15 protein-coding genes are annotated in these 17,892 nt (G+C 68.0%); 7 read left to right on the top strand and 8 right to left on the bottom strand.

All coding sequences use genetic code 11. The features are described from left to right. The first annotated feature begins 106 nt into the window (after positions 1 to 106). The 7 genes from JOF45_RS09230 (at position 107) to JOF45_RS09200 (ending at position 8,499) form a co-directional block, all read left to right on the top strand. Entirely contained in the window at positions 107 to 796 is a 690-nt protein-coding gene (locus JOF45_RS09230; RefSeq protein ID WP_210049234.1) for a hypothetical protein, read from the top strand. A gap of 77 nt (positions 797 to 873) precedes the next feature. Further along, entirely contained in the window at positions 874 to 1,578 is a 705-nt protein-coding gene (locus JOF45_RS09225) for a copper resistance CopC family protein (protein WP_210049233.1), read from the top strand. Then, a complete protein-coding gene (locus JOF45_RS13335) occupies positions 1,575 to 3,779 on the top strand; it encodes a bifunctional copper resistance protein CopD/cytochrome c oxidase assembly protein (protein WP_342591450.1) in 2,205 nt (734 codons plus the stop codon). The genes JOF45_RS09225 and JOF45_RS13335 overlap by 4 nt, the downstream gene beginning before the upstream one ends. Then, on the top strand, positions 3,776 to 4,540 hold the full coding sequence (locus JOF45_RS09215) for a hypothetical protein (protein ID WP_210049232.1): 765 nt from the start codon (positions 3,776 to 3,778) through the stop codon (positions 4,538 to 4,540). Before JOF45_RS13335 ends, JOF45_RS09215 begins: the two co-directional genes overlap by 4 nt. Further along, positions 4,541 to 6,574 carry an NHL domain-containing thioredoxin family protein gene (locus JOF45_RS09210; RefSeq protein WP_210049231.1) on the top strand — a complete coding sequence of 678 codons (2,034 nt, stop codon included), beginning with the start codon at positions 4,541 to 4,543 and terminating at the stop codon, positions 6,572 to 6,574. 117 nt (positions 6,575 to 6,691) lie between these two features. Beyond that, positions 6,692 to 8,026, top strand: a complete 1,335-nt coding sequence (locus tag JOF45_RS09205; protein ID WP_210049230.1) for a dicarboxylate/amino acid:cation symporter — start codon at positions 6,692 to 6,694, stop codon at positions 8,024 to 8,026. Beyond that, entirely contained in the window at positions 8,023 to 8,499 is a 477-nt protein-coding gene (locus JOF45_RS09200) for a flavodoxin domain-containing protein (RefSeq protein ID WP_210049229.1), read from the top strand. The genes JOF45_RS09205 and JOF45_RS09200 overlap by 4 nt, the downstream gene beginning before the upstream one ends. Positions 8,500 to 8,582: 83 nt before the next feature. On the opposite strand, the gene JOF45_RS09195 is transcribed toward JOF45_RS09200, so the two are convergent. From JOF45_RS09195 to JOF45_RS09160, 8 genes are all read right to left on the bottom strand, one after another. After that, a complete protein-coding gene (locus JOF45_RS09195; RefSeq protein WP_210049228.1) occupies positions 8,583 to 10,001 on the bottom strand; it encodes an RbtT/DalT/CsbX family MFS transporter in 1,419 nt (472 codons plus the stop codon). Between the two features lie 187 nt (positions 10,002 to 10,188). Continuing rightward, positions 10,189 to 11,307 carry an ABC transporter permease gene (locus JOF45_RS09190; RefSeq protein ID WP_210049227.1) on the bottom strand — a complete coding sequence of 373 codons (1,119 nt, stop codon included), beginning with the start codon at positions 11,305 to 11,307 and terminating at the stop codon, positions 10,189 to 10,191. Then, positions 11,304 to 12,221: an ABC transporter ATP-binding protein gene (locus JOF45_RS09185; protein WP_210049226.1), complete on the bottom strand. Its 918-nt coding sequence runs from the start codon at positions 12,219 to 12,221 to the stop codon at positions 11,304 to 11,306. Before JOF45_RS09185 ends, JOF45_RS09190 begins: the two co-directional genes overlap by 4 nt. Positions 12,222 to 12,318: 97 nt before the next feature. Further along, positions 12,319 to 13,017 carry a response regulator gene (locus tag JOF45_RS09180; RefSeq protein ID WP_210049225.1) on the bottom strand — a complete coding sequence of 233 codons (699 nt, stop codon included), beginning with the start codon at positions 13,015 to 13,017 and terminating at the stop codon, positions 12,319 to 12,321. Then, the gene (locus tag JOF45_RS09175; protein ID WP_210049224.1) at positions 13,017 to 14,366 is read right to left on the bottom strand and encodes a sensor histidine kinase; all 1,350 of its coding nucleotides are present in this window, start codon (positions 14,364 to 14,366) and stop codon (positions 13,017 to 13,019) included. Before JOF45_RS09175 ends, JOF45_RS09180 begins: the two co-directional genes overlap by 1 nt. Beyond that, positions 14,356 to 15,111, bottom strand: a complete 756-nt coding sequence (locus tag JOF45_RS09170; protein ID WP_210049223.1) for a thioredoxin domain-containing protein — start codon at positions 15,109 to 15,111, stop codon at positions 14,356 to 14,358. Before JOF45_RS09170 ends, JOF45_RS09175 begins: the two co-directional genes overlap by 11 nt. A 10-nt stretch (positions 15,112 to 15,121) precedes the next feature. Then, a complete protein-coding gene (locus tag JOF45_RS09165) occupies positions 15,122 to 17,269 on the bottom strand; it encodes an MMPL family transporter (RefSeq protein WP_210049222.1) in 2,148 nt (715 codons plus the stop codon). Continuing rightward, positions 17,266 to 17,826 carry a MarR family winged helix-turn-helix transcriptional regulator gene (locus tag JOF45_RS09160; RefSeq protein WP_210049219.1) on the bottom strand — a complete coding sequence of 187 codons (561 nt, stop codon included), beginning with the start codon at positions 17,824 to 17,826 and terminating at the stop codon, positions 17,266 to 17,268. Before JOF45_RS09160 ends, JOF45_RS09165 begins: the two co-directional genes overlap by 4 nt. Positions 17,827 to 17,892: the final 66 nt, after the last annotated feature.

Genomic DNA, 17,892 nt, shown 5'->3' with positions numbered 1-17,892 from the left:
GACCCCTTTCTCCCCGCGGGAGGCAAGGGGTCGTCGTCGTCTGGTGGGGGCGTTTTCTACAGGTTGTAGAACAAGAGTAGAATTCTGCTCGGCAGGAGGTGATCCCATGGAGACGATTCCGAGCGCACAGCGCCGGCAGGTCCGTGGGCTGGCACGCCTTCTGCGCGGCCTGCTCTCAGGCGGACTCGCCGTGGGATTCGCCGCCGCCGCCCATACCGCCGCCGGCCATCATGGCCCGCACCTGCTGGTGATCGTCCTGGCCCTGGCCGTCAGCATCCCGCTGTGCACCGCCCTCTCCGGAGTGCGGCTGAGCAGAGCCCGTCTGATCGCCGCCGTCGTCTCCAGCCAGGCCGTGCTCCACGGGCTCTTCGAGCTCTTCCCCGCTCAGCAGGCCGGTGCCGCAGCGTCCGGCGCCGGGCCCGCTCACCTCGACGGTCATCGTCACCATGCCGGTGCCCACGGCCAGCAGATCGCAGTGGACCTTCCTGTGGGGACCTCGGAACACCTCCACAGCGGTCTCAGCGCAGGTCCCGACGCCGCCATGGCGGCCGCCCACATCGGTGCCGCAGTGCTGACCTACGCCCTGCTGCGCCGCGGAGAGACTCTGCTGACCGCCTTGGGTGCGGTCCTGACGCTGCGCCCGGTGCTTCTGCTGCTGGTCGGCGTCGTTCCCCTGACCGATGACCGCAGATGCCGGCGGCGTCCGGACTGGCCGGCGCGCCTGGGCACCGACGTGTGGAACGGAGCCGGCCCCCGGACGGTGCGTGGCCCTCCTGCTGTCGATCTGGCCTGCTGAGACAGTTCGGCTCACCTGCTGTGTCAGCGGCACATGCCATGCTGACTGACAGATCGATCGCATAAGGAAGATTCCCCATGACACCAACTGCTGGTGCCCGCAGAACACCCCGCCTCCTGGCTCTCTCAGGAGCGGCCGCCCTCGGCCTGACCGCGGGCGTGGCCGCCCCCGCATGGGCCCATGACACGCTGATCTCCTCCACTCCGGAGGCCGACGAGGTCCTCACCGAGAGCCCCGAGGAGATCGTCCTGGAGTTCAGCGGCTCCGGGCTGACCCAGGGGGAGGACATCCCCAACGAGATCCTCGTCCGTGATGAGGACGGGCAGAGCTGGGAGTCCGAGGACCCGGCCGAGGTCGAGGGCAACACGATGACCACCGACCTGCAGGAGCCCCTGCCCAACGGTGAGTACACCGTCCTGTACCACGTGGTCTACTCCGACGGGCATGACGAAGAGCTCAGCTTCGAGTTCGAGGTGGATGACCCGGCCGCGGCCGTGAGCGAGCAGGCCGACGCCGATGAGGCCGAAGACCTCACCGAGGAGGAGATGGCTGAGGCGGACACCCCCGATATGGTCGACCCCGCCTCCGAGGAGGACCCCGCTGCCGAGGAGAGCTCTGCCACAGAGGACGCCGTCCCGATCTGGGCTCCGATCCTCTTCGCCGGTGCCGGTGTGCTGGTGGTGATCACTGTGCTGGTGCTGGTCCGGCAGAAGATGAAGCAGGCCGAGAACTGGCAGGACCGCAGCGACGAGTCGGATGAAGGAGACGGGGACCACCGGTGACCCGAACTGAGAAGGCGCCCGCCAGGGGCCGCGGCACACAGAAGAACCGCACCGCACAGGTGTGGGCGGCGCCGCTGCCTCTGGTGGGTGCTGCCCTCAGCGCAGGACTGATCGCTGTGGCCGTGGCCGGATGGCTCACCGGCCTCGGCGAGGCTGGCGAGATCGCCGACCCAGGCGCGGTGACCCGGTGGGGCCTGCCGGCCTCCCGCTACATCCACCACATCGCCATGGCCACGGCCGTGGGTGCTGTCATCCTGGCCGCGGTGGCCATCCCTGCGCGGGTGGGGCCCCGTTCCCGCCAGCGCCGCAGAGACCACAAGGCCGCCCGAGAGCAGGGCGACGCCGGCGATGAGCACCCGCTCTTCGCCCGGGCGATGCAGATCGCAGCAGTCGCCGCAGTGGTCTGGACCCTCGCCGCCATCGCCGTGCTGGTGCTCAGCTATTCCTCCCTGGCGGGCCAGCCGCTGTCCACCTCTGATGGCTTCTCCACCGGTTTCCTCGGCTATGTGCAGTCCATCGCCACAGGTCAGGCATGGATGGCGATCGTGGTCATGGCCGGAATCTTCGCCACGCTGGTCTCCGCCGTGCGGAACCAGGCTGGGCTGTTCTTCACCGCGGTGCTGGGTCTGACCGCCATCGTGCCGATGGCCTTGGTGGGTCATTCCGCCTCGGGCGACGACCACATGGCAGCGGTGAACTCGCTGGGACTGCACCTGCTCGGCGTCGTGATCTGGGTGGGCGCGCTGACTGCGCTGGTCCTGCTGGCCCCGGAGATCAGGCGCCAGGCCTCAGCTCTGACGGCGAAGGACCAGGGCGGACCTGAGCTGGTGGGAACTCTGCTGCGCCGCTACTCCGTGCTGGCGATGTTGGCGGTGATCACCGTTGCGCTCTCCGGAATCATCAACGCGGACCTGCGCATCGAGTCCCTCGGTCAGCTCTTGGCCAGTCCCTACGGCCTGATGCTGACCCTGAAGGCGGCCGCCACGCTGGGACTCGCCGTGATCGGCTGGATGCACCGCAGCTGGATCATCCCGCGTCTGGCCGGCGCCCACGCCGGTCCCGGGGCCTCTGCCCGAGGTCTGGAGAAGCCGGCCCAGCCCGCTGATCCCCGCCGGACCACGCGTCTGCTCTGGCAGCTGATCCTGGTGGAAGTGGCCATCATGTCGGCGGTGATCGGCATCAGCGCCGTGCTGGGCAGGACCTCCCCACCGGTCTCCGAGGAGCTTCCTCCGGATGCGACGCCGGCCCGCACGCTGACCGGCTACGATCTCCCTCCGGCGCCTGAGCTGGCGAACTACTTCACCCTGTGGCGCCCCGACTGGCTCTGGGTGGGCCTGATCGTCTTCCTGACCGCCTGGTACGTGACAGCGATGGTCTCGCTGCGTCGCCGCGGGACCCGCTGGCCCATCGCCCGGGCGCTGAGCTTCCTCCTGGGCCTGGCCATCCTGCTCTGGGTCACCTCCGGCGGCCCCGCGATCTATGGGATGGTGCTCTTCAGCGGACACATGATCCAACACATGACGCTGACCATGGTGGCGCCGATCTTCATCGTGCTGGGCTCACCGGTGACGCTGGCGATGAAGTCGCTGCCCACCCGCTCCGACGGCACCCGAGGTGCTCGGGAATGGATCCTGTGGCTGGTCCACTCCCGATTCTCCCGGGTGGTGGCCCATCCGCTGGTGGCCGCGGCGAACTTCGCCGGGTCCATCCTGCTCTTCTACTTCACCCCGATCTTCGGGCTCTCCCTGGAGTATCACCTCGGGCATCAGTTCATGATCGTCCACTTCCTGCTCACCGGGTATATCTTTGCTCTGGTCCTGGTGGGCGAAGACCCGCTGCCCCGGCGCCCGCCCTACCCGTTCCGACTGATCATCCTGCTGGCCACGATGGTCTTCCACGCCTTCCTGGCCATAGGACTCTCCAGCCAGGAGGCACTGATCGAGGCCTCCTGGTTCGGCAACATCGGCCACGACTGGGGCTTCTCCGCCATGGAGGACCAGCACCGCGGCGGCGAGCTGATGTGGGGCCTGGGCGAGGTTCCGGCGATGCTGATGGCGGTCATGGTAGCCGTCCAGTGGTCCCGCAGCGATAAACGGGAGACCAAGCGTCTGGACCGGGAGGCCGACCGGACCGAGGACGCTGAGCTGCACGAATACAACGAGATGTTCGCCGCGATGGCTGAACGGGAGGAGCGCCGATGAGCACTGCACGTCACCCCGGAGGGAAGGCGCTGGCCGCCGTCGCCGTCGGTCTTCTGGCCCTGACCGCCTGCGGTGAGGATGAGACGGACGCGGTGGAGGGCGACGACAGCCCGCCGGCCGGCAGCGACCGGCTGATCGAAGCCGCCGAAGCCGGGTTGGACCGTGCCGGCAGCTTCGGCTTCGGTTCGGCAGGCTTCGCCACCGAGGACCAGCTGGAGACCACCCGCGCCGAAGCCGCGGACATGCTGCCCGGCACCAGCGAGGAGGACATCCGTCCTGCCGAATGCGCCGAGCCTATCGCGAACGTGGACTTCCAACCGATCATGCTGGAGGAGGACGCGGCGCGGGCCGACTTCGTCTCCGAGACCTTCACCGGGACCGGCTCCCTGGAGATCGCCACGCTCTCCGACGATCAGGACCGTCAGCTGGTGGAGGATCACATCGGCCACGTCACCGAGCTGGTGGAGTCCTGCGGCGACATGGAGATCACTCTGGAGGACATGGACTACCGCTATGAGATCGGCCCGGTGGAGCTGGAGTCTTTGCCGGCGGAGACCAGCGTGGGCTACACCCGCACCCAGCGGATGGGAGAAGACGGAGAGGACGGAACAATCGCCGCTCAGATGCTGTTCACCCAGTCAGGCGACGACGTCGTGATGGTCTCCTTCATCGGTGAGGAGGCGGCGAACTCCGAGGAGTTCACCCAGATCGGCGAAGCCATCACCACGGAGATCGTGAGCGCACTGGACGAGGAGCAGTAGATGACCACAGAGACAGCAGTCACCGGTCAGACGGCGGCAGACATCCGCCGCACAGACCGCATCCGAGCCTCGGAGCTGACCGGCCGCGGCTGGCTGAACACCGGCGGTCAGCAGGTGTCGTTGGAGGACCTCCGCGGCAAGATCGTCATCCTGGACTTCTGGACCTTCTGCTGCATCAACTGCCTCCATGTGCTCGACGAGCTGCGTCCCCTGGAGGAGCGGTTCCACGACGTGCTCGTCACCGTGGGCGTGCACTCGCCGAAGTTCGAGCACGAGGCGGACCCGGACGCCCTGGCCGCCGCCGTGGAGCGCTACGAGATCGAGCACCCGGTGCTCGACGATCCCAACCTGACCACCTGGCAGGCCTACTCGGCCCGCGCCTGGCCCACGTTGGTCGTCGTCGATCCTGAGGGCTACATCGCCGCCTCGCTCTCCGGGGAGGGCCATGTGGCCGGACTGACCTCTCTGGTGGAGGAGCTGGCCGCCGAGCATGAGGCCAAGGGCACTCTGCACCGCGGCGACGGCCCCTACGTCCCGCCGGAGCCGGTCAGCCGCACACTGCGCTTCCCGGGCAAGGCTGTGCCGGTGACCCGGCAGCTGGCCGGCGAGGGATCCGCCGTCGGGAACTTCCTGGTGGCCGACACCGGCCACCACCGCATCGTGGAGCTCAAGGACGACCTCGAGACGGTGCTCCGCTCCTGGGGCACCGGCGAGAAGGGCTACGCCGACGGCGAGGGCTCAGCCGCAGGCAACGACGCCGCCCAGTTCACCGAGCCGCAGGGCCTCACCCTGCTTCCGGCGGAGCTCGCCGAGCAGGTGGGCTATGACATCGTGGTGGCCGATACGGTCAACCACCGGCTGCGCGGCATCAGCACCTCCACCGGTGCGGTGAGCACACTGGCCGGCAACGGGGTCCAGCGGCTCATCGACTCAGAACGTGTATCCAACGCCCAGGCCGACGAGCTGGGCAGCCTGGGCACCGACGCGCTGAACGTCTCGCTGTCCTCCCCCTGGGACGTGCTGTGGTCGGAGAAGACCCAGCGGGTCATCGTGGCGATGGCTGGAACCCACCAGATCTTCACCTTCGACCCGGCCACCGGAGAGATCTCCATCTGGGCCGGAACCGGCTTGGAGGGCCTGACCGACGGAGAGGCAGGTGAGGCCTGGTTCGCCCAGACCTCCGGGCTGGCCGCCGATGCCCAGGGCGACATCTGGATCGCCGACTCCGAGACCTCCTCGCTGCGCGTGCTGCGCCTGGGCGGGGGCTTCGGCGCCGCAGGGGAGAAGGGCACCCCCGAGACCCCCTACGTGGAGACCATCGTGGGGGAGGGGCTCTTCGACTTCGGCTTCCGCGACGGCGACCCGGCCCAGGCCCGGCTGCAGCACCCGCTGGGTGTGACCGCCCTGCCCGACGGCTCCGTGCTGGTGGCCGACACCTACAACGGTGCGATCCGCCGCTTCCACGCGGAACACTTCGCCGCCGACGGCACCACGGTCCCGGCAGAGGTCTCCACTGTGGCCCGTGGGCTCAAGGAACCTTCGGACGTGCTGCTGGACTCGGACGGATCCACGCTGCTGGTAGTGGAGACCAACGCTCACGAGCTGGTGCGCATCGCGGTTCCGGAGGAGTACCTCACCGTGGATGAGGGTGCCTCCCAGACGCAGCGTCCGGCCACGGCCGTCTCACCCGGTGAGTTCTCCCTGACCGTCGGCTTCTCCGCGCCCACCGGCCAGAAGCTCGACGACCGGTGGGGCGATCCCACACAGCTGAAGATCTCCTCCTCCCCGGAGAATCTCATCCTGGAGGGCGGCGGCAACTCCGAGGGTCTGGAGCGTACGCTGCGGCTCAACCCCGAGGTGACCGAAGGCGTCCTGCACATCACCGCCCGGGCGGCCGCCTGCGACGGCGCCCCCGGTGAGGAGATTCCGATGCACGCCGCCTGCCACCTCTACCAGCAGGACTGGGGCATCCCGGTCACGCTGGAGGAGGGTGCGGACACCGGCCTGCAGCTGGACCTGCGCGGGGTCCGCTGATCGCCCATAACCTGGCAGGCCGCTTCTGAACAGACCCGCCGACGAGGACCTGAGGTTCTTCGTCGGCGGGTCTGGTCGTCACAGCAGGGAAATCTGCGTCACAGGTAGCGTTCCACCATGGACGAACCCGATTCTGTGACCTCAGCTGAGTCTGCCCGCCCCACGCTGTGGCGGCGCTACCTGGAGATCTCTCTGATCTGGAAGCTGTCGGTGGCCCTGGTGCTCGGCATCGTCGCCGGGCTGGTCTTCGGGCCCGGCATCAGCGTGATCCAACCGTTGGGCGACATCTTCCTGCGTCTGCTGATGATGCTGGTGATGCCCCTGATCCTGCTGACCCTGATCGCCGGCGTCGCCTCCGTCTCACCGAAGACGCTGGGCCGGATCGGCGGCAAAGCCTTCATCTACTATCTGGTGACCACAGCCTTCGCCATGTCCATCGGCATCGGCCTGGCGCTGCTGATCTCACCGGGTGCCGGCCTGGACATGCCCGGCGGAGCAGAGGAGGAGGGCGAGACCGCCCCGCCGCTCTCCGAGGTGCTGGTGGACATCGTCCCCGAGAACATCTTCGGCGCCCTGGCCGAGGGTCAGGTGCTCGCAGTGATGTTCTTCGCACTGTGTGCGGGCATCGCGCTGGCGTATCTGCAGGACTCCAGCGATGAGCGCCTGGCCGGGATCGCCGCCGACATCCGCCGCTTCGTCGACGGCGGCGTGGAGCTGGTCTTCCTGATCATCCGCGGTGTGCTGCAGTACTCGCCCATCGGCGTCTTCGCCCTGATCGCCGTCGTCGTGGGGGAGACCGGCAGCGATGCGCTGCTGCCGCTGCTGCAGCTGACCGGCTCGGTCTATGCCGGCATCTTCGTCCAGATCCTGGTCTATGCGCTGCTTCTGCTGGTCTTCCGCGCTCCGGTGATCCGCTTCTTCCGTGAGGCCAAGGAGCCCATGGTCACCGCCTTCGTGAGCCGGTCCTCCGGCGGCACGCTGCCGGTCTCCACCCAGGCCGCGGAGCGCCTGGGCGTGAAGAAGGGCGTCTATTCCTTCACCCTGCCGCTGGGCTCGACCATCAACATGGACGGCACTGCCATCTATGTCGGCGCGGCCACGGTGTTCGTCGCCAACGTCACCGGAACTGAGCTCTCCCTGATGCAGATCGTCACCGTGGCCGCCGTCGGAGTCCTGGCCTCGGTCGGCACCGCCGGAGTGCCCGGGGCCGGTCTGATCATGCTGACTATGGCGGTGACGGCCGCCGGACTGCCGATGGCTCCGGTGGCGCTGGTGGCCGGCATCGACGCCATCCTGGATATGGGGCGCACCATGTGCAACGTCACCGGAGACCTGGCCGGCACGCGGATGATCGCCAAGACAGAACCGGGCATGCTGGAGGACCCGGAGCGACCTCCAGCCGGTAAACTCGAGGACAGTACTCAAGACGGGCGAAAGGCGGATGACCTATGACCACGATGGTCGTTGTGGCGAGCAAGCACGGTTCGACGGCGGAGATCGGTGAGCGCATCGTCTCCACCCTGAGCGCCCGGGGAGTGTCCTCCCACGTCAAGGACATCTCCGAGGCCGGCAAGTGGCTCTACGAGACGGACAACGTGGTGGTCGGCATCCCGGTCTACCGGCAGGGCCTGTGGGGCCCGGGCAAGCTCTTCCTGGACGGTCACCGCACTGAGCTGGGCGGCAAGCCGCTCTTCCTCTACGCCGTGGGCGGCAGCCCCCGCCTGGACCCGCAGATCGAATCCACGATGCGCCAGTACCCGCACCGCGAGATCGCCTACTTCCGGGGTGCCGTGGACAGCGAGAAGCTCAGCTTCCTGGAGAAGCTGCAGCTGAAGGTGGCCCGCCAGCCGGTGGACGCTGATTGGCGCGACTGGCCCGCTGTGGAGGACTGGGCCAACGGCCTGCTCGCCTACGGCGTGAGCTGACCTCCGGCGCGCTGACGCCACAGAGACAGAGAGGCCCGGTTCCCTGGAATGGGAACCGGGCCTCTCTGTCTGTGTGAGGAGGATCAGCGGGCGGAGCCGAAGAGCTTACCGTGCTTCTCGCGGTGCTCATCCTCGACCACGTGCAGACGGCTGATCATCAGGAACGCGCAGCCGTAGAGAGCCACGAACACCCACACCGTGATGGAGTTGACCGTGAAGGCGTCCTGCAGTCCGATCAGATCGCTGACCTGACGCACCACCCAGACCACGGCGGTGCCCAGGAAGATCGCGCCGCCGGCAGCCGTGGTGTACATGGCCATGGCCGCGCCCTTGTGGTCCGGGGTCAGGGCCGGCATGATCGCGCCCATCGGGACGAAGCCGGCCAGCATGCAGCCGAAGAGGCAGCCGGCCACCACAGCCACCAGGTAGCCCCAGGTGGTGTCCTGGGGCAGCAGGTGTGGCACGTACCACCAGGCCAGCAGGCCCAGCGCGGAGCCGCTGATGCCGAACCACTTCACCGTCCGGCGCCAGCCCCACCGGTCGCCGATGGCGCCGAAGACGGCGTTGACCAGGATGTTGGTGGCGAAGACCGCCACAGTCATGGACAGGTACTGCGACTGGGACCAGCCGAGGCTCTCATCCCCTGCGTACATGACCGCGGGCAGCACGATGAACATGCCGAACTGCGGGGCGGTGTTGATCAGGCGGATCAGGAAGCCCATCAGGATCTTGGAGTTGGTGGCGGTCAGCCGTACACCTGCGGTGAGCACCTGGGCTGCCGACTCCCCGGCCGGTGCCAGACGCCGGGTGCCGCGCTTCTCCCGCACGCCGAAGTGGGCGATGAGGAAGCCGAGCACTGCGACGCCGGTGGCCAGCCAGAGGGCGCCGGTCTCGCCGGGGCCGCCGACCCCGCCGCCGCCGAAGGCCGGGATGGCACCGATGGCGATCAGCGAGCCCAGCGTGGGCAGTCCGCCGGTGTACATCACGTAGAACCAGCCGATGGCGGTGGAGCGCCGCTGGTTCGGTGCCACAGCTGCGATCCACACGATGAAGGCGAAGGCGAAGAGGGGGAAGCCGAAGCCGCGGGCGAAGTAGGCGGCCGCGGCCAGCTCCATGGAACCGGCTTCCAGCGCCATCAGGAACAGCACGTGGAAGAGCACCCACAGGGCGGCTCCGAGCACCATCACACGCTTGGGGCCGAAGAGGTCGGCCAGTGCGCCGCCCAGGTAGGAGGCGATGGCCACGGCCAGATTGTGCCAGGTGACGATGGCCGCCACAGTGGTGCCGCTGACGCTGAGCACCTGGGACATATGCGGCTCGAGGAAGTTGGACTCGATGCCCACTGCCGTCATCAGCAGGAGCAGCCCCAGGAAGCCGAAGCGCAGTACGTGGGGGATGCCGACCCGGTCCAGTGCGGTGGTCCCCGGCGCTGAGGCGGGTCCGATGTCGGTCTCAGCGGAGGGGCCCGGCTGGGGGCCTCCGGCGGACACTGATGTGCTCATCGAAAGTCGTGCTCCTTCGGTCTTCGGGCTTCCTTGCCTGAGGCAGCTCAGCTGAGAATGAGATTCAGCTCATATGAGCGGGCCGAAGACAACAATAGGGCAAAAAGTCGAGCGCGTCATCTATGTCACAGATGAGGCCTTCCGGAAGGTGCTCCGGAAGGCCTCATCTCGGTGGGAGCGCGGCGTCTCAGTCTGAGGAGGACAGCGCTGCCTTCAGGGAGACCCGCTGGCCGGTCTGCAGCAGCGAGCGGCTGTAGATCTTCGCCGCCAGAGCTGTCATCAGCAGCGTGGCCAGGGCCAGGACGCCCAGGGCCAGCAGAGGCTCGAACCACTGGGCCTCGTTGAAGAACATCCGCGCAGGCATGGCCACCGGAGCCGAGAACGGCACATAGGAGGCGATGGCCATCGCCGTGGGGTTGTCGCCGAAGAAGACCACCACGAAGTAGGGCGCCATCAGCAGCATCATCGTGGGGGTGACCACCGTGCCGGAGTCCTCCTGACGGGAGACCAGGGACGCCCCGGCGGCGAACATCGAGGCGATCAGCACGAACCCGGGGATGAAGAACAGCACGAACCACAGCATCGGCACCGTGAGGATGTCGAGCATGTCCTGCTGGCCTGTGATCAGCAGCCCGACGACGGCGGCGGCGCCCAGCACCACGGCCTGGCCCAGGGCCAGCACGGAGTTGCCCAGGATCTTGCCGCCCAGCAGCGCACGGGCTGAGATGGCCGCCAGCAGGATCTCCACGATCCGGTTCTGTTTCTCCTGGATGGTGTTCTGTACGATCATCATCCCGGAGCCGATGCCGACGAACATGAAGACCGCACCGAAGGCCGCGGCCACCAGGAACCGCATCGTCTCATCGGTATCGCTTTCCTCCAGGACCTCCACAGTGGGGGTGATGGCCAGCAGCTGGGTGACCTCGGTGGGTTCGCTGTCCAGTCCGATCACCCGGATGCCGGCTGGTGAGTCTGCGTCGGAGACGATGATCGCCTCGACCTCCTCATCACGCAGCAGCTGCTCCGCCTCGTCCATGCTCGCCGAGGTGGTGGGCTCGACGCCGGCCTCCTCCAGGCCCTCGGCCGCGGCGGGCTCCAGTCCGACCACGGCGGCAGGGACCGCGTCCTGATCGTCGTCGCCGCCGAAGAAGCTCATCGCGACGATGCCGCCGACGACCACTGCGACCAGGACGACCAGGCTGATCAGAAATGCCTTGCTGCGCACCTGGGTGCTGATCTCGCGTTCGGCGACCAGCAGAGTGGCCGAACCGGTGCTCAGCGGGGCGCGTGTGTTCGTCGTCGTCATCGTGGTGTCCCCTCTGCTGACTGGTTGTAGGAATCTGCGGTGAATTCGCGGAAGATCTCGCTGAGATCGGGCAGCGCCGGTGTGAAGCTGTGCACTGCTCCCTGGCCCACTGCCCGGCCGAGCACCGACTGAGCGGTCTCGGGCTGGGAGCGGAAGAGCACCCGGTCTGCGGCGAACTCGTCCACCGCGACGCCGGGCACCTCGCGGACCCAGCCGGCGTCGGCCTCGGTCCGCAGCTCATAGCGCAGCGTTCCGTGGGCTCGGCGCAGCTCATCGCGGCTGCCGGAGGCCAGGATCCGCCCGTCACCGATGATGACCAGATCGTCGCAGAGCCGTTCCACCACATCGAGCTGATGGGAGGAGAAGAGCACCACGGCTCCGGTGGCCGCCTGTTCGGTCAGGACGCTGAGCACTTCGTCCACCGCGATGGGATCCAAGCCGGAGAAGGGCTCATCCAGAACGAGCACGTCGGGGTCATGGACCAGCGCGGCGGCGATCTGCACGCGCTGCTGGTTTCCCAGCGAGAGGGTCTCCAGCGGGTCGTTCAGCCGCTCGCCCAGGCCCAGTCGGGTCAGCAGGGATTCGGCGCGGTCGGCGGCCTCGCTGCGGCTGTATCCGTGCAGCCTGGCCAGGTAGCCGATCTGCTCGGCCAGCCTCATCTTCGGGTAGAGGCCCCGCTCCGAGGGCATATAGCCGAACCGGGTGCGGGAGGCTGGGGTCAGGTCCTGCCCGTCCAGGCGCATGGTTCCGGATTCGGCGGCCAGCACGCCCAGGATGATGCGCATCGTGGTGGTCTTGCCGGCGCCGTTGCCGCCGACGAACCCGGTCAGCTGCCCGCGGCCCGCCCTCAGGGACACATCGTGCAGCACCCGCCGCCCGCCGAAGGATCGGCAGATGTCGTGAAGTTCCAGCATGGGATCCTCTTCCTCGGATCAGTGATGTCAGCTCTCTGCACTGAGCCTAATGACGCCTGATCCGGCAGAGATCCCCCGGGCGGGGGAGATGCTGGGACTATTCGGGGGAGTCGGCGACGATCCCCTGTCTGTGGGCGTAGGCCACCGCCTGGACACGATTGCGCAGCTGCAGCTTGGCCAGCACCCGGGACATATGGGTCTTGACCGTCTCGGCTCCGATGAACAGCCGCTCACCGATCTCACTGTTCGACAGCCCCAGGGCTGCCTGAGCGAGGACGTCACGCTCCCGCTGGCTCAGCGGCTCCACGGTGGAGTCCCGCGCGGGAGAGCTCTGAGTGGCGGAGTCCTGAGCAGCGGATTCGGCGTGGACGGTGCGCCGGATCAGGGCCTGTGTCATCTCGGGGGCCAGCAGGGCTTCCCCGGAGGCCACTGTGCGGATGCTCTCGGCCAGCTGCTCCGGAGTGGCGGTCTTCAGGAGGAACCCGCTGGCTCCGGCCTGCAGCGAATCCACCAGGTAGTCCTCCCGGCGGAAGGTGGTCAGCATGACCACCTGGGTCTCCTGCCGGGAGAGGATCTCTCGGGTGGCCTCGATCCCATTCATCACGGGCATCTCGATGTCCAGGCAGGCCACATCCGGCTGGGTACGGGCCACCAGGTCCACTGCCTGCCGTCCATCGGCGGCGGTGCCCAGAACTTCGATGTCCGGTTGGGCGTCGAGGATCGCCGCCAATCCGGCCAGCATCAGCGGCTCGTCATCGGCCAGCACCACGCGCGTCGGCCTCTCTGCGCCGGTCATCAGTGCTGATCACCCTCCGGGGCCACCGGCAGGTCCGCACGGATGAAGAACCCGGTGGGTTCCCGCTGGCCGTATTCGAAGCTTCCGCCCAGGGCCGCGGCGCGTTCGCGCATCCCGGGGAGCCCGTGCCCGGAGGAGGGCTGGTCTGTGCTGTGGTCGCGCCGGCCGCCGCCGTCGTCGAGGATCTCCAGCTCCACTGAGGCCGAGCGCCAACGCAGCCGTACGTCGGCGCAGGCGCCCGGGCCGGCGTGCCTGCGGGTATTGGTCAGAGCCTCCTGAGCGATCCGGTAGAGGGTCAGCGACTGCAGCGGACGCAGGGCACGGGGCTCGCCGTGGACCTCGCAGCGGACCTCCAGACCGGCAGCGCGCACAGTCTCCAGGAGGTCCGGGATCTGGTCGAGGCCCAAGGAACTGACCGGTTGTTTCGGCTCGGCGGCGCCGTCGCGCAGCACCCCCAGGATCGACTGCATCTCGGAGACCGAGCTGCGGGCGGAGGACTCGATCTGGCGGATGAAGTCCTCGGCCGTGGCGGCGTCGGTCTTCAGCAGGGTGCGGGCGGCCCCAGCCTGGACGCCCATCAGCGAGACGTGGTGGGCCACCGAGTCATGCAGCTCCCGGGCGATGCGCAGGCGCTCCAGGGAGACCGCTTGGCTGGCCACTGTGGCGCGCTCGGCCCGCAGCGCCTCAGCCTGTTCCTCGAGTCTGTCCTCAGCCCGAGCCTTGGTCCAGGCGTGGCGGCCGAACCACACGGCCCCGACGAAGTAGAGCAGGTTCACCAGCAGCTGCCACAGCCAATAGGCCAGTGCCGGAGTCATAGCCCCTGCCACGAGCTCCGCCTCCGGGTCGAGCGATTCGCGGAAGAACGCGCTGAAGAGCCAGATCAGCATCGCGGCGATGATCACGATCTGCACTCGGGCGGCCCGCTGACGGTGCTGAGACCATGCGCCGACGGTGTAGAGGGCCATGAACAGGGCGATGTTGATCATCAGAGTCTCGGGGACCTGAAGCTCACCGATCAGGATCATGGCTGCGGAGACCACCACCGCAACGGTGCACGGGTAGACCCGTCGCAGTGCCAGTGGCAGGGTTCCCAGGGCGATGCACAGCAGTGAGACGACCGGACCGGCCGGCTCCTCATAGAACTGGAGCACGCGGAACAGGGTCAGGGCGAGGACGCCCAGACAGAAGATGCCCGCGGCGATCAGTGCATCGGCGCGGACCTCATCCGAGGTGGGGCGACGCCGCACCCACCGGTGCTGGTCAGGTTGGTGCTGAGCCGTCTGGTTCTGAGCCGCCGGGTCCTGACCAGTGGTCCTCCCGCGCTGGCCCAGTTCCTGCTCAGTCGGCATGGTCGGCCAGCTGGTCCTGGATCCATTCCTCGAAGTCCTCAGAGGTCTCCCACCGTTCCTCCCCGACGTAGACCGTCGGCGTTCCGCGCAGGCCCTCTTCTCGGGCGAGGTCCGTGGTGTACTGGGCGAAGTCGAGGTAGGTGCCCTCCTCGATGCAGCTGGAGATCTCGGCGTCGTAGTCGTCCTCGGCGATCTCGGCCAGCTCCTCCGGGCTCAGCGCCTGAGCAGACGCCGTGACCTCACTGAGGTAGGGCAGGTAGTCCTCCGGGGACTCCTCAGTCATACAGGAGAACGCGTTGGAGGCCTCTGGGGAGGCCTCCGCATCCACGAAGGTCATGGTGCGGTACTCCACGGTGATGGTGCCCTCGTCGAGCTCGTCCTCGAGGAAGTCGCCATACTGCTCCTCGAAGTCGGCGCAGTGTGGGCAGGAGGGGTCGCTGTAGATGACCACGTGCAGCGGTTCGCCCTCCTCCGGGGTGCGCAGGCCGCCGGGCAGGCCGGGCTCCTCAGAGGTCGGAAGCTCCTCCAGGTCCACCTCCTCCGGGGCGGTGCCGGGCTCCAGCTCCGTGGGGGAGCTCAGGACGAAGCCGCCCTGCTCAGTGGCGGCGGAGGGAGCAGGGGAGAGGTCGGCGTCGTCCTCCGGCTCCTCGGAGTCGCCCACGCTGGCGCATCCGGAGAGCACCAGCGACAGGGCGGCCACGGAGGTCAGGGCAGTCAGCCAGCGGCGAGGTGTCCGGTTCATCATGGGCCTCACTCTATGACATGGGTTCAGCGGTGCGGGAGGGCCACCAGATGCGCCGGCCGAGCTCCACGCACAGCGCAGGGACCTGCAGCGTGCGTACCACGAAGGTGTCGATGAGGATCCCGACGGCGACCAGGAAGGCCAGTTGGACCATGAACATGATCGGCAGCACGGCCAACGCGGCAAAGGTGGCCGCCAGCACGACGCCGGCCGAGGTGATCACCCCTCCGGTGACGACCAGGGAGCGCAGCGTTCCCTCGGCGGCTCCGTGCTGAGGCGTCTCCTCACGAGCACGGGTCATCAGGAAGATGTTGTAGTCCACGCCCAGGGCCACCAGGAACATGAACCCGTAGAGCGGCACCGAAGGATCGGCGCCGGGGAAGTCGAAGAAGTGGTTGAAGACCAGGGCTGAGATGCCCAGCGCGGCCACATAGGAGAGCACAGTGGTGGCCACCAGGATCAGCGGAGCGACCACAGAGCGCAGCACCAGCACCAGGATGGCGGTGATGGCGATCAGCACCAGCGGAATGATCACCGTCAGGTCCCGCTGGGCAGTGTCATTGGTGTCCACCTGGGTGGCAGTGCTGCCTCCCACCAGAGCCTCGCCGTCCAGTGAGTCCAGGGATGCCCGGAGCTCGCGGACGGTCTCCTCGGCTTCCAAAGAGTCTCCTGCCCGGTCCAAGGTGGCTGAGATCTGGACCCAGCCGTCCACCTGCTGGGCGGCATCAGGGTCCGCGGCCGGGGCGGAGTCCTCGTCCACCAGGTGCGCGGCGACGATGCCCTCAGTCTCGGTGACCGTCTCCAAGGCTTCGGCGGCCTCCTGCGCAGGCGCGAAGACAGTGCTGGGTGTCCCGGTGCCGGCGTCGAAATGCTCCTCCAGCAGGGCCTGGCCGGCCTGAGTCTCAGTCTCGGCCAACACAATCTCAGTCTGCGGGACGCCGTGGGCCTTCAGCTGGGTGACGCCCGCCGCCGAGGCCAGCAGCAGGAGGGTCACCACCAGCCAGACGGCTCGGGGCCGGCGTCGGACCAGTTCTGCGACGCTTCGCCACAGCCGGAACTGGGAGGCAGCGGTGTCGGTCTGGGCATGCGGGACCTTCGGCCAGAAGGCCGGCCGGCCGATCAGCGCCAGAAGGGCGGGCAGGAAGGTCAGCGTGGCCAGCATGGCGAAGACGATGCCGGTGCTGGCGACCGGGCCGAGGGCCTGATTGGAGTTCAGGTCCGAGAACAGCAGGCAGAGCATGGCTACGGCCACCGTTCCTCCGGAGGCGAGGATCGGCGGCGTGGAACGGCGCACGGCAGCCCACAGAGCGGCATGGCGATTCTCTGTGTGGGCCAGCTCCTCGCGGTAGCGGGCCACCAGCAGCAGCGAATAGTCTGTGGCCGCGCCGATGACCAGGATCGAGAGGATGCCCTGGATCTGGTCGTCCAGAGTGATCCACCCCTGCTGGGCCATGGCCCAGATGACGGTGATGGCCGCACAGAGGGCGCCGATCGAAGAGAGCAGCACCAGCACCGGCAGCAGGACGGAGCGGTAGACCATGATGAGGATGAGGAACACGGCCACCACTGCGACCAGAAGGAGTATTCCGTCGATGCCGGCGAAGGCCTCCTGGAGATCCCCGGAGAGTGCCGCGGGGCCGGTCACGTAGGCCTCCCAGGTGTCTTGGTCGAGGCCCTCGCTCACCAGGGTGCGCAGCTCGTCCAGGGTCCCCTCCTCGGCCGCGGTCTCTTCCATCAGGACCAGCATCTGTAGGGCGGCACCGTCCTCAGACGGCTGGGGCGGGATCACCTGGGTGACACCGGAGAGCTCCGCGACCTGCTCGGAGAGTTCGGCCGCCTCCGCGGTGCCTTCGGCGGGGAGTTCACCGCCGTCGGCGGACGCGGCCACCACTGTGGCAGGGACGGCGTCGTCCTCGGCGAAGCGTTCCTGCAGATCACCGGCGCGGGTGGACTCAGCATCCACAGGGAGGAAGGCGGTCTGGTCGCTGGTGGTGACCTCGGAGAGATCAGCGAAGGTCTGGCCGCCCCACGAAGTCCAGGCCAACCAGAGGATGGCCAGGACGGCAGGCAGCAGGATTCGACCGCGTGAGGTTCTGCTGCGTGGGGCTGGCGCCGCCTGGGGGTCGGCGGACGGAGTCTGCAGGGGAGCGGGGGCATTCATGAGATGGGGGAGTCCTTGCTGGCGAGAGGCTGGGCTGAGTTCTCGGGGCTGAAGTTGGGGAGGCCGGCGTCGGGCTGGGCGGAGTCTGACGGGCCGGCGTCGGGCTGGGTGATGCGTGCTGAGAGTGTTTCGAGGAAACGGGCGATGGTCGTCAGGTCTTCGGCGTCGGTGGTCTCGATGAGCCTGTTCATCGCGCCCAGGTGCCCGCTGAAGTGGGTGAAGAAGTGCTGCCGTGCTGCGGGCGTCAGAGTGATGATCCGCGAGCGGCCGTCCTCAGGATGGCGGGTGCGCTCGACGAAGCCGTCGCGGGCCAGCCGGTCGATCAGGGAGGTGGCGGCGGCGGTGGTGATCCCCAGATGCTCGGCGATGGCATGCGGGGTGACCGTCTCAACCTGCTGCTCGCGGATGGCGAGCATGCGCAGCGCGCGCAGGTCAGAGGTGTGCATCTCCATCCGGCGGGTGAGATCGCTGTGCATGCGGTCCAAGGAATCGGTGAGCAGCTGGACGGCTCGGAGTGCGCGCAGGGCAGGGCCGTCCGGGGCAGCAGGGTCGGACATGCTGCGATCTTATAGGTAGCTAGATGATTTAACTAATTCTCCTCTGTTGAGTGGGCGAAGACGTGC

Origin of the sequence: Nesterenkonia lacusekhoensis (genome assembly GCF_017876395.1) — a bacterium.
In the GTDB taxonomy this organism is placed as follows: Bacteria; Actinomycetota; Actinomycetes; order Actinomycetales; family Micrococcaceae; genus Nesterenkonia; species Nesterenkonia lacusekhoensis.
This window is presented reverse-complemented; position numbering and strand designations above follow the sequence as displayed.